The organism is Candidatus Izemoplasma sp., assembly GCF_982632705.1.
This window is the reverse complement of sequence record NZ_CEXEES010000006.1, coordinates 18883-32932: the sequence shown is the minus strand read 5'-3', so window position 1 is coordinate 32932 and position 14050 is coordinate 18883. Positions and strand designations below refer to the sequence as shown.

At 31.4% G+C, this 14050-nt stretch carries 9 protein-coding genes; 8 read left to right on the top strand and 1 reads right to left on the bottom strand.

Going from position 1 to position 14050, the window contains the following annotated elements:
• Positions 1-24 precede the first annotated feature (24 nt).
• Positions 25-645, top strand: a complete 621-nt coding sequence (locus tag AC2LE6_RS01610; RefSeq protein ID WP_484477489.1) for a hypothetical protein — start codon at positions 25-27, stop codon at positions 643-645.
• 22 nt (positions 646-667) lie between these two features.
• Here AC2LE6_RS01610 and AC2LE6_RS01605 read toward each other — a convergent pair whose 3' ends face one another.
• Entirely contained in the window at positions 668-1531 is an 864-nt protein-coding gene (locus tag AC2LE6_RS01605; protein ID WP_484477488.1) for a diacylglycerol/lipid kinase family protein, read from the bottom strand.
• Positions 1532-1648: 117 nt separating this feature from the next.
• Between AC2LE6_RS01605 and tsaE the strand changes: the two genes are divergently transcribed.
• From tsaE to AC2LE6_RS01570, 7 genes are all read left to right on the top strand, one after another.
• Complete coding sequence (gene tsaE, locus AC2LE6_RS01600) at positions 1649-2101, top strand: tRNA (adenosine(37)-N6)-threonylcarbamoyltransferase complex ATPase subunit type 1 TsaE (protein ID WP_484477487.1); 453 nt, start codon at positions 1649-1651, stop codon at positions 2099-2101.
• Positions 2070-2675: a tRNA (adenosine(37)-N6)-threonylcarbamoyltransferase complex dimerization subunit type 1 TsaB gene (gene tsaB, locus AC2LE6_RS01595; RefSeq protein ID WP_484477486.1), complete on the top strand. Its 606-nt coding sequence runs from the start codon at positions 2070-2072 to the stop codon at positions 2673-2675. Before tsaE ends, tsaB begins: the two co-directional genes overlap by 32 nt.
• Before the next feature lie 55 nt (positions 2676-2730).
• Positions 2731-4182, top strand: coding sequence for an ABC transporter ATP-binding protein/permease (locus AC2LE6_RS01590; RefSeq protein ID WP_484477485.1), 1452 nt, complete (start codon positions 2731-2733; stop codon positions 4180-4182).
• A complete protein-coding gene (locus AC2LE6_RS01585; RefSeq protein ID WP_484477484.1) occupies positions 4179-7460 on the top strand; it encodes an ABC transporter ATP-binding protein/permease in 3282 nt (1093 codons plus the stop codon). Before AC2LE6_RS01590 ends, AC2LE6_RS01585 begins: the two co-directional genes overlap by 4 nt.
• The gene (locus AC2LE6_RS01580) at positions 7457-9649 is read left to right on the top strand and encodes an ABC transporter ATP-binding protein/permease (protein ID WP_484477483.1); all 2193 of its coding nucleotides are present in this window, start codon (positions 7457-7459) and stop codon (positions 9647-9649) included. The genes AC2LE6_RS01585 and AC2LE6_RS01580 overlap by 4 nt, the downstream gene beginning before the upstream one ends.
• A 5-nt stretch (positions 9650-9654) precedes the next feature.
• On the top strand, positions 9655-12387 hold the full coding sequence (locus tag AC2LE6_RS01575) for an ATP-binding cassette domain-containing protein (RefSeq protein WP_484477482.1): 2733 nt from the start codon (positions 9655-9657) through the stop codon (positions 12385-12387).
• The coding region (locus tag AC2LE6_RS01570) for a leucine-rich repeat domain-containing protein (protein ID WP_484477481.1) at positions 12387-14050 on the top strand (1664 nt) is incomplete at its 3' end. The genes AC2LE6_RS01575 and AC2LE6_RS01570, both read left to right, overlap by 1 nt.

The window sequence follows — 14050 nt, the reverse complement described above, 5'->3', positions numbered from 1 at the left end:
TGTTATTGAATTAGGAGGAATATTATGTATTTAGAGTATTTAGGTTATGCAGCATCATTGATAGTATTAATATCATTATTGATGTCTTCATTAAAAAAGTTAAGATGGATTAATCTTTTTGGAGCAACATTATTTGGTTTTTATGGATTTATGATAGGAAGCATACCAACAGGTATGATGAATTTAGGTATAGTAATTATTGATGTATATTATTTAGTTAAAATGTATAAGGGTAAAGAATTTTTCCAGTTATTACCATTTGAAGGAAAATCAGAGTATTTAAAGTCATTTATTAAGTTTTATAAAGAAGATATTGAAAGTTACGTAAATATAAGCAAAGTTGATATCGAAAACGCATCAACAAAATTGTATATATTGAGGAATATGACACCAGCTGGTTTGTTTATAGCAGATAAAGCGGATAGTACCACTTTGGAGATTAAAGTAGACTACGTTGTACCACAATATAGAGATTTTAAACTTGGTGCATATGTTTTTAAATCACAAAGAGAAGAATTCTTGAAATTGGGTTATAAAGAGTTTTTGGTTTATACAAAGAATGAAGCACATATTAAGTATGTTAAGAAAATGGGATTCAAAGAAGCAACAAGAAATAAGGTTGTATGCTTTACAAAAGCTATTTAGAGGTAAATTAAAAGCGCTAATTTTAGCGCTTTTTTTGATCGAAATATCTGTAGTGTATTTTCTTTCCTGAACTCTGAACTAGCATAGATGTAACATCAGAATAGTTTTCACCATCTGCTTGTGTGATCTGTGGTGTTGTAAACGTTGCTTTTACTTTTTTGGCCTTAAAATGGGTAACCCACCTTTTAAGTTTTATGTGTTTACCAATATAGATTGAGAAGAATACTGGTAGAATTAGCCATTTAGATATCGTGTGAACTACGATTACGTCTAAGAACTCATCGTTTATTTTTGCGTCAGGACTAATTTTCATCCCACCACCAAAATATTTTCCATTATTCATGGTTACAATATAAGCTTTTTTGAAATGATGTTTTTCATCATCAATTTCTACAGTAATTGGTTCTGGGATATACTTAATTAAGGCTCTAAGTGTATGGTATAGATACGCAAGTTTACCTTTTCGTTTTGCTTTTTGAATTAGGAAGCCAACATAACCGTCTAATCCCATACCTGTGCCATTTAAAAAGTTTGTTTTAAAGCCATTATCATATATGCTTTCCATTATGTATTGCGGGTTATCATCTTGTACTTTTAATGTTCTTAAAAAATCATTACCTGTACCATTTCTTTTTAGGTATATATCCTGTTTAATTTCTACATTCATCGTACTGTTAACGAAATGATTTATAGTTCCATCTCCACCAAGTAAAATGATTTTATCAATATGGTCTTTACCTTCTAGATAAGACTTTATATCCTTAATTTTAACTATACTCTTTAGTCTAAACGGAATATTATTTTTTTTGTAGTATCTTATGAGTTTATGAGTCTGTATACCAGATTTAGAATTATTTGATAACGGGTTGTAAAGAATTAAGTCCATAAAATCACTCCTCGAGAAAATTATAACACACAATTTTTTATATATTGCATTTTAATGTGATATAATCTAGGTATACTAATTGTATATCTTAGATATACAAATTAATAGGCTGGTGAAATGATGTATAAAGAACTAATGATTAATGATTTAAAACACATGCAAGAATTCGCAAAAGAGGTAGGAAAACATGTATTTCCTGGCTTTTTATTATGCTTAGAAGGGGACCTTGGTGCTGGTAAAACGACATTTACCAAATCTTTTGGTAAGAGTATGGGTATACCAGATAATATCAACAGTCCTACATTTACAATCATGAAAGTATATGATGGTGAATTAGATTTATTCCACATGGATGTATATAGATTGAACGGTATTGGTGCAGATTATGACCTTGAAGAGTATATATACGGAGATGGTGTGTGTGTAATTGAATGGTATAAAAACATAATTAACAGTTTACCTGATGAAAAACTTATTTTTGAAATAGAAATAATTGATCAAGACAAGAGATTGGTAAAAATTGAAGGAGTTGGACGATATGAAGAAATCATTAAAAAGATTAGTAATTGATTCAGCAACAAAGTATCTTTATGTAGCGTTGTTCAGTGATTTTGATTGTGTTCAGAAATATTATCAAATTGGAAATAACGATCACTCAGTAAAACTAATGATAGAACTTGAAAGAATCTTAAAAGAAAATAAGCTTGAAGTAAACGACATTGATGAAATCATAGTCGGTGTTGGACCAGGAAGTTATACAGGGTTGAGAGTTGGAGTTGTTGTAGCAAAAATGTTTGGTTGGAACAATGACATCCCAGTATACACAGTAAGTAGTCTTGCATTAATGGCGAGTAGTCTTGATGGCGAAGGGCTTATTCTAGCCGAGGTAGATGCTAGAAGGGGAAATAGTTTCCTTGGCCTTTATGAGAAGAAAAAAGATGTTATGAGTCTTAAGGAAATCGAGCAACTTACTAATCTTGAAGAATTTAAAGCTAGTATCGAGGGTCCATTTAGAGTCGTTAGTAATGGAGAACCGAACATAGAGATAATTATTAGATCTGGGTTGATGTACTTAGTTAAGGATATTCATGGATTGAATCCTAATTATTTACGTATCACCGAAGCAGAGCGAAACAATAAGTAATTATTCATAATATATACACAAGAATTTAGTACTATATTGATAAGGTGGTGATGGCATGAGTATACTTGAAATCAAAAACTTACATAAAAGCTACAAACATGGTACAAACACCACACATGTACTGAAAGGTATAAATTTAAATATTGAAGAAGGTAGTTTTGTTTCGATCCTAGGAAGAAGTGGATCTGGAAAAACTACTCTTTTGAACGTTATAAGTACGTTGTTAGAATATGACAAGGGAAATATTATAGTAGATGGGCATGACATCAGTTCTATAAAAGCAAAAAAAATTAACACAATTAGAAATAATTATATTGGATTTATTTTTCAAGAATTCAACTTAGTTAAAGATATGAGTGTTTTAGATAATGTGGCAACACCTCTAGTATTGAATGGGGAAACCTTTAAAGCGGCTAGGGAAAAAGCTTTTGAAGCTTTAAAGAGTGTAGGATTAGAACAATATACAAAAGTAAGACCACCAGAGCTTAGTGGTGGGCAACAGCAGCGTGTAGCGATTGCACGAGCAATCGTAAATGATCAAAAGATTATCTTATGTGATGAACCGACAGGTGCACTAGATGATTATACTGCAGTTGAAATACTTCAATTATTAAAAGATTTATCAAAGACAAAAACGATTATCATGGTTACTCATGATGAGGAGTTTGCAAAAAAATACAGCGATAGAATGATTATGCTTGTCGATGGTAATGTTGTAAAAGACCAGAAACTTGCAGATACTCCAGTTGTAAAATCAGAAAAAAGGAAGTTAAAAGAAAAGCATGCTGGATTCCTGAATTTATTGATGTATTCATTTTTAAGTATGGATATCGATAAAAAGAAATTCGGAAAGACTTTTAGGACATTTAGTATTTCTTTAACTTTGTTTATCGTTATAAGTGTTATAAATCAGAATTTAGACGTCTTTACAGATAAGTATCTTAGAGTGTTTGTTCAAGGTGAAGTGGCAGATAAAAATGTAATTCTCGATTTTATATATCAATTCTTTGAGCAAAATCTATCATCTTTGATACAAGTTATCTTATATATACTGATTGGGTTCTGTATCGTTTCTTACTTGTTTGTTTTTACAATAAACATAATAAACAAGAAAAGGGAAATTGCAGTATTAAAGGCTTTTGGTGCTTCTCAAGAAGAAATAGCACTCCTATTTATGCTGAGACCGATTAAGTTTACTCTAGCAATTTTTAAAGATAGCTTAATATATTCATTTGTTTTAATTCTTATCATTAATGGTGTATTTAATTTTAGAGACTTATTAGTCGCAGATTACTTACACTTCATTACAAATATTTTTACAACAACGTTTGGTGTTATTGCTTCGTTTATAACGAATCAAGACCTATCGTTGATAGATTTTCATATTCACTACTCCCATGTAGGTATTATATTTATTGTAGTTTTATTCTTGTTTATGGTTGGATCATTGATCCCAGCATACAAAATCTCACGAAGTAATACAATCAGAATGTTGGCTTCCGAATGATTGAATTAAAGAATTTAACTAAAGTATATGGGACTGTGAACTATAATGTAATCGCATTAAGTGACATCAATTATAACCTTGAAAAGGGTGAGGTTGTTGTTCTTTTGGGCCGTTCAGGTAGTGGTAAGAGTACGTTACTTAATATTCTAGGTGGTTTTGATAGAGAATACGCTGGTAAATTTATTCTTGATGGCGAGAACATGCGTGAAAAGACAGAAAGAGAAATAGATACCATTCGTAAAAGAAGAATCGGGTTTGTTTTCCAACAATATGTTTTATTGAATAATTTAACTGTTCTTGAGAATGTAGAAATTGCACTTAAGGTAATAGGTGTCGTGAATGCTGGAAGTAGGAAAAGAGCAGCACTGCACGCTTTAAAGCTTGTGGGATTGAGAGATCATGCGGATAAACACCCTTATGAACTAAGTGGTGGACAAAAACAAAGAGTTGCAATAGCTAGGGCTTTTGTAAAGAATCCGGATATTATTATCGCTGATGAACCTACAGCTGCACTAGATTCAAGAACAAGTAAAGAGATTTTAGACCTATTAAAAGACCTTTGTAGAACAAAGTTGCTAATAATAGCAACACACAACAAAGCCATTGTTAGAGATTATGGGAGCCGTGTTATAGAACTTAAAAGTGGTTATACAATTAAGAATGAATTAATCACAGACCCTTCCAAAATTAGAGTAGATGAACTTGATTTAATCATTGATAGAGAAATCAGTGAAGATGATGTACGAATTCAAAAAATGATTGATATGGAAGAAAAAGTAACAGAAGTTAATAAAGAAACCGTCTTAAAAGATCTAGGTGTTGATTTAGAGAACTTTAAATTAAATAATCAAAATGAATTTGATATAGATGAAGAACTTAAAAGACGACTAATAAAAGAGAGAATGAGAAATACAAAGCTAAACACGAGAATCTATAGATTCCTGCAAACTAGTGATAATTTTCATGGTAAGAAGAAGTATGCTAATCAATCTTTCTTAAGAAATATAGGGCTGCATGTCTTTAGTGCACTAATTTTCACAGTATTCCTATTAACTATTGTATTTGGGTTAAATTTTGTTACTGAGACCTTTGGTGGATTTAATGAAAAAGCCATGTATACAAGAACAATGACAAATGAAAACAGAGTATATTACATTGCATCAGATTACGAGATGGATGACTTAGATAGAGAACTTCATGAAGATCTAGAGTTCTCATTTATAAGTGATTTTAGTCAAACTGATACAATTAATTCACATTTCATAGATGAATTACTAATTGATCCATATTTTAACTATCAATACGATCAAGATAGAATTCTACATATTAAAAACGAACTAGAGGACTTAGGATTAAGCCCTATTTTTGCTGTATACTACAATAATTCTAGTATTATACTCAAGCAATCAAACCCTGATATCGTATTCGAGGAATTACAGTACATTTATCAAAATATTGTACAGTATCCAGAACCGTATACTTATGTCACAGATTTTATGGGTGTAGATTTAGATGCAGATAGTATTTACCAATACAACTATGTATATAGTGAGAACAACGCAGATATATTGAATGATCACATGCTTGAAGGTAGTAGGTTACCTGAAAATGATGACGAAGTGGTTGTCCCTGTTGATTTTTTATTCAAGTACGAGATAATTACTCCTGACGAGTTCAAAGACGAACATGGGAATATATTGAAAATCATACCAAGTGCATTGATAAGTGAAAAGTTCTTAGAAATGGATGAAGCGGATAGAGAAATTACGATAACAAGAAATATAATTACATTTGAAGACGATGGAGACAGCTATACAGAGTCTTACCAAGAGGTAACACATACATTCACGGTAGTAGGATTAATAAATTTTGATGGTGATATTAATCCGTTTATAGACTTAAAAGACGATGTATTTATGCCGAATGTCTCTTCAGAATCTTTTAGTTTCATTTTTAGCCAAGATGCAGAAGAGTATATTACATTTGAAATAGTGGATAACTCAACATATGGTGAGTTCACAAAAGCAATCCAATACGCTGAAATAAGCTTAGAGAACTATAAAGAGTTCAATGTGGATGATATAGAACGAGATTTCTTGGATAATTACATCCCCGAGATTAAAGAAGATGTTGCTGAAACATTTGAACTTTGGATAGATACCTTAAACGAAGCTACAGAACAAGTAGCTCTATATGTTGAAAGTGATCTTTCTGGTGCACCTATAAACAATGCATTCTTAACAGATTTAGTTGATAATGAGATGTTTGAAGGCCTTCGCTACATTGATATCTTACATATGTACGTTGCACAACATGCTTATGTAATTAGTGACAGAGATGAATATGAGTATTTAACCAATCAAAGTTACATAAACAGAGATTATGAGAGTTTACTTGCAGAGGCAGATTCAATATATAACAAATTGAAAACACACAGTACATTTAAAGATGCATTAGAAGTATTTGGTGATTTTAGTAGACTTACATACCAAGAAACAACGAATAGAATTATTTATACAGAATATGCACACTTATTCAATAATCAGTTCTACGAAAGTGCACAAGGGAACTTCTATAACCTAAATCTTGTTTCTTCTTTTGAAAGAGAAAGAGGAAGTCTAAGTGGTCTTGTTTACTTAGTGGTACCGAGAGTTTTAGTAGAAAACATTGGCTTTATTGAAAATTTCGTTAAAGGATTATCAAAATTAGAACAAAGTCCTGGATTCATTAAATTTATGGAAAATACAAACCTTGATTTGCTTATAAGCAGTATTAGTACCAATGCAGTACGTAGTTTAGTTATGATCGTACTTTATTTGGTTGTATACCTTGTTTTAATCTTCAGTGTAATCTTCTTAAGTATTGTCCTGATTAATCTATATGGAAACATATATGAGACCGCGACAAGGAAACGAGTTAAGGAATTAGCTAGTTTACGTGTTTTAGGAACTTCTCATGAAGATATTTATGATATGGTTCGTTTAGAAAACAAACGAGTTGCATTATTTAGTTTTATTTCATTCTTTGGAATTATGTTAATTCTAAGCAACTTAAATTTATATACAAATGCACCAATAAGTCATTACTATATGCCTTTACTAGGCCTATTCTTTGATTTTAATTTATATGATGTATTCGCAATGAATTACGTAGTTATATTCTTTGCGACACTGGTATTCTATTTCTTTATCTACAAATACATAATTAAAAGAGTATCAACAAAGAAAATCACAAACATAGACACTATAAAAGCAATAAAGGATGGTGATAACTTATGATAGAAGTCAAAGATCTTAAGAAAATTTACCAGACCAAAGAGAGAGACTTTGTTGCACTTCAAGATGTAAATTTAAAATTTGAACCAGGCGAGTTTATCGCTATTTTAGGTGAATCTGGTTCAGGTAAAACAACATTTCTTAACATGATTAGTGGTGTTGATATTAAATCAGACGGAAAAATCATATTTAATGATCTAGATGTTGATAAGTTTAATGATAGTAAATGGCGTGAGATAAGAAATCAGGAGATTGGCTTCATATTCCAAAGGTTTAACCTTATTGATCATTTAACGGTTATGGAAAACGTAATTTTACCATTAATTCTGACAGGATCTGACAACAACGTAGCAAGAGAGATAGCTTTAAGACTATTGAAGGAAGTTGGATTAGAGGGTGTTGATGATAAGTTAGCCAGTGAATTAAGCGGTGGACAACGTCAACGTGTCGCAATTGCGAGAACGATTATTATAAACCCAACAATTATACTAGCGGATGAACCAACAGGTGCATTAGACAGTACTACAGCTAAAGAAATAATGGCATTGATTCAAAAGTTCGCACCTGGACGTATCATCATCATGGTTACACATGATGAAGATCTAGCGTATAAGAACGCTACAAGAGTTGTAAGACTTCATGATGGTGAAGTTATAAGTGACGAGATAGTAAAACAAAAAAATAGTGTCACAAGAGACACTACAAATAAACTACTTATGTATGAAACTAAAGTAACAAAAAGACTGAGAAAGCGTTTAATTAAGCAATTTCCGGAGATGGAAACAGGCTTAGTAGTTGGTGAAAGGTGTCATGTACCACTGGAACGTAAATACGTAAGTAATAACCCTGTGTTCACTAGAAAAATCGCAAGAGAGAACTACAAACAAAAACTAAAAATCAATAGAAGAATACTTTATAGTTTTGTAATTAGTATTATGTTGTTACTTGTTGTAAACCTAGTAATGAGAAATATTACAGACTATAACTTCAACCTATTTGATGTAAATAATAACTATCAACAGTTCCTAGTTACTGATTATGATGATGCACAAGATACAATATCAAGTCTTGTTGTTAATGAGAGTATCTCCGAATCAACTATGTACTACGAACATTATTTACAGGAAATGTATTTGGTAGTTGATGATGAACGATTTGATATGAAATCACAAAACACAGTTAATACAGGTGTATTTAGCCCTAAAATGGTTACGTTACCTGAATCAAAAAGCTTCTTTTACTTAAACGATCAAATATTAGCTGGTGGATATCCAACACAGTTTAACGAGGTGATCGTTTCAAGTGAGTTCATACTATCTAGATTCTATGGATATAGTATGGATGAGATATACAACGAAGGTAAAACGTTGGACGTAACTACTTTAAACACATTCGTAGGAGAATCATTATATGTCTGTGGGGAAAGTATTATTAGTGGGGATGAAGTTCCACCTCTTAGTAAGATTACAGATGACTGTTATCAGTTTGTTATCAAAGGTGTATTAAATAGTTTTTATAAAGGTGTTAACTACACAGGAAACATATTTGTTCCTGTTGGTGGATTTGAAGAGTATGTTGATTACTTGAAAGATGATGTAAACTTCATACGAGCAGATGAGTATTATGATAGCTATGTAAGTTTCTATGTAAATGATATTGATGAGTTTATCGATTTAGATGCGTTAAGCGATGAGTTAGGTGCAACAATAGACAACCCACAATTAAGAGAATACATTGAAACACAAAGTTTAGAAGAGATGCTTTATTTCATATATCTCGGTATATTCTTCAGTTTAATAATTATTAGTGGAACAATTGATATAAACATTGTTGCAAGCAGTGTATCTTCAAGGATTAGAGAGATTGGAATATATTCTTGTATTGGTGTAAGTAAGAGGAGTATTCGAAATATGTTTGTATTTGAAACATTGGAAATAGCATGGAGAATACTTATATTGAATACAATTGTTTATGTAGGAATAGCATTTGGATTTAAGTTCTTATATAAAAGTATTGTAGTAGATTTAACTGATTTAGAATCAATATTTGGCTTAAATGAGCTGTTTAGCTATCAGATATTCTTCAGTGCAATGGTTATACTAGGTGCTGTAGTATTCTTGTTTGTTAGTGTATTGGTACCAAGTTTCAGAGCAGCAAATATGAGAGCGATAGATGCTTTAAGAAGTGAGTGATTTAAATGAGTAGAGGTGACGTAATTCTAAGACTCGTAGATGTAGAACGCATTTACGAAACACAAGAAGGAAGAAAGATTGTAGCGCTTAATAAAGTGACTACGTCCTTTAAACGTGGAGAATTTGTCGCTATAGTTGGGAAAAGTGGTAGTGGGAAATCTACCTTAATCAACATCCTTGGAGGTTTAGATAGACCCGATGGTGGAGATTACTTCTTAGAAGGAAATAATATATCAGATATCAATGAAGGACACTGGGATGCGATTAGAAACGAGAAAATCGGATTTATATTCCAGGAATATCACCTTGTTGAATATCTGTCAGTATATAAAAATGTGGAAATTGCATTAAAATATCAAAATACAATGAACAAAAAAGTAAAAGATGCAAAAATCAAAGAAGTTTTAACGCAAGTTGGAATTATTGATCATATGTATAAGAGACCAAATCAACTAAGTGGTGGGCAACGACAACGTGTAGCAATAGCTAGAGCGCTTGTAAAAGATCCAGATATTATCCTTGCCGATGAACCAACTGGAGCTCTTGATCATAAAACTTCAGAGAATGTTATTGAATTAATCAAAGGTCTGAGTAAAGAAAGACTTGTTTTAGTGGTTACCCATGATAGAGGGATTGCAAATGAACATGCAACTAGAATAATTGAGTTAACAGAAGGACGATTCACATCAGATTTGATTCGTGAAGACATTCCACAAACATATCAAAATGTGTATAAGAAAACAAAACCAACTAATCTTAGTTTTAAAGACAAGTTGGAGTTAACATTCAGAAAAATCAAATCACAATGGTTAAGAACCTTATTTACAGCCCTTTCGTTAGCGTTAGCATTTAGTTTTACTATATTGTTTAATGGTTTAGAGCGTGGAGTAAGTACAGCATACGATAATTACTATGAAGCCTTGAACAAGGCGAATAGTTATGCGTTTAGTTTGGACATAGAAGATGAGAGTGCTGGTATAAACGGTTACAACAGTGCTGTATCTAATATATATACGTCTTTTGAAGATGCGTTTTATGAAGAAAATACACACATATTGTTAGGATACAATACATTGATGGCTCATAATCTTATATCTGATCGAGTAGAACACGTTTCTAACGAAGCGACAAGACCAGATTTATTAAGTGAGTTCAAATTGAGATTGATTGACACCAATATTAGTGAATTATACAGTTTTGATGATTTATTTATTGGAGAAAGTATTTATCCAACATATAACTATGAATTAATGGTAACAAGTAAATTTTATAGGGAGTACTTTGGAATAAGTGATAATGTAGTTAGTTTAGAAGAGTACGTTGGAACTACGATTCTTATCCCTAATTATACTTTTGAGATAGAAACAGGACTATATGGTTCTAAAACGTATCTAAATAGATTGTTTGAACATACAGATGGATCAATGGAGTTAGATGTTACAGACGTAGGTTCTGGCTTTGATGTGGAAGATTTCACAAGAGTCAGATATCTAAAAATGAATATTCCGTTATATTGTTATGAATATGATGAATTGAATGAGTTCTATCAGAATTTATGTGATGAACAGATTCAAGAAGATAAATTTACGAGTTATTTTGATACTGTTGAGGAATATATCGAGTATCTTGATGATTTCAAACTACAAGTAAACAAAATAGATCCAGATTACTTTGATGTATTATTCAGAAGTAATGCAATTTATTACTTGGTAGATGAAAATGAAAGCCTACCAGATTATATTGAACCAGTTGAAGGAAGATATATAGAACGAGTGTATAGGTCTCTTTACGACCATGCCAATACAACTGTGGGTGGAATAGAGAAACTGGCATATATGGAAGATGGCGTATTTAAAAGCCAAACAGAAGAAACAGAAATGTATATCACAGGAATCGTTGAGAATGAACATGAATCAATAATCTATTTTAATCAAGAAGCATATAATGATTTATTTATTGAATCAGTGAATGTGGATTATGTAGATGGTTATTTCTCAATCAATTTAGAAAGTGGTATTAAGGAAGATTACGAACCAATTGATGTTGCTTTGATTTATTTTGCAGATCCATTAAATGAAGTAGATGGAGCTGTGCAAGAGGATTATAGAATCAAACGTACAGAATATATTGAACCAGGTGAAGTTTGTGCGACATTCAATGTGGATAATATATTAAATAATGCATCCGAACTAGGTGAAGTTCGTCTTTTAGGGGATGTATTCACCATTACAGATTACTCTGGTTGTAAAGTAAACACCGAAAGTTATCACTATTTAAGCAGTATAAGAATACTATTCGGAGTATTCTTCAATGTATTAATGTTAATTAGTATTATATTCTTCAACATTCTATTGCAAGTTATACTTGGTGAACGTATTAGTGAAATCGGTATATATAGAAGTGTTGGTAGTACAAGTAAAGATATAAAGAACTTATTCTTTATTGAAATAATCATTGAAGTTGTTTTAGCCGCTGTAATGAGTATAGTCTTCATTTACATCGCTAACTCACTGGTAAATCAAGTATTCACAAGCACCATAAGTAAAGGTAGCGGAATCATTACATTTGCTGGAATGAAGTTAAGTCTAGGTGCAGACAGATTAATAACTAGTATTAGTTTCTTTAACTTATTATTCTACGTTGTAGTTGTATTTGTCCTACTAGGATTCTTAAGTAATAGAAACGTTAGCAAACTTGCTAACACAAAACCTATAGATATATTGAGAGAGGTGGAATAATGAAAAACGTTAAAAGAGTATACACTCTAATTGCACTTGTTATTACCACAATCATTTTGGCATCGTGTGCCAAAACAGCTGAAAACGAGCATTTACCTGAATATTGTCAAACATATTCGGGCTTTATGTCGATTGCAAGTGAAGATATCTATGAAGAAATGAATGATATAAACAGATATAATTATTTAAGTATTATAGCTGAAATTGATTTATCATTTGAAGCAGAAGATCCAACCGATGAGTTCGATTTAAGTGGAATTCAGTGTTTCCAAAATCTTACATCTTTGACACTTACAGGTCCAGGGATTAAAGATATAAGCCAGATTAGCGCTTTGAGAAATATTCAATCAATCACGTTGATTGATACTAATATAGTTAGTATTGCAAGTTTCAAGAACTTGTCAAAAGTAAAAGAGTTAAATATTACAGGTAGTTACTCACTTCAAAGTGTTGATGGTGTAGAGGAAATGACAAAACTAACATCGTTGATTCTTACAGATAATGGAATTGTAAATATTAGTGAGTTAAACAGCTTAGTTAACCTACAAACATTAGTTCTTAATGATAATGAGATAACTCATTTCCCTAATATAAATCAATTAGAGAATCTGATCACACTAGAAGTAAGAAATAACAATATTACAACTCTAGGTGAAGACTTATCAGGATTAAGTAATCTAGAAACATTTGACGCGGGAAATAATAACATCTGCGACTTAAGTTCATTAGATGATCTTGTAAGTCTTAAAAAACTTATTTTGAATGATAATAACTTAGGTTGTGAAGGGACTTCTCCCGATTTTAGCAGTTTGTTAAATGCGACAAGTTTAGAGGAGTTAAACCTAGAAAACAATGGATTAACAAGTATATCAGATTTAGCAGGGAAGAATTTACCTCTTAAGAAGTTATTCTTGCAAGATAATTTACTAACAGATATTACACCAATAAGTTCTTTTACTTCGTTGTTAGAGCTTGATTTAAGCAATAATCTAATATCAGATATAAATGACTTATCAGGAATGATAAATCTAACTGTTATAAACTTAAACGACAACTTATTAACTGAGTTTACTGATTTACTTCTGATCTCAGGATTAGAAGAAATCTATTTACATAATAATGAAATTACAGAAATCCCACCAATTGGATTGGAATGGCCTAATTTAGCACTTATAGATTTACATAACAACTTGCTAGATGATATTTCTGGTGTAAAAGGGCATCCTACTTTAGTTGAACTAGATATCAGAAACAATGGTCTTACACACATTGTTGGGCTTAGTGAATTACCTAACCTAGAAATATTGGTTGTTGATCAAGATCCTGATGAACTGGATGAAGAAGGAGAACCAATAGTAGAAGATAACCCAAATAATATTCGAGTGATTGATGATTCATTCAACAATACTGATCTACCAATCATAGACTTTGAAGATGATGCATATGAGTTAATTCTACCTTTTGAATTAGATGATAATGTAGAGATTTACGGATCATTTAATGGAATAAATCAATTACAGGTTATAGATTTACATGGTATGGAAATAGATGTAATAGATGAGTTTAGCTTTAATTCAGACAACATCTATGCAATTTATGTTCAAGATAACAACTTAACAGATATTTCATTCCTGTTGAACAATCCTAATATATTACAGATTGT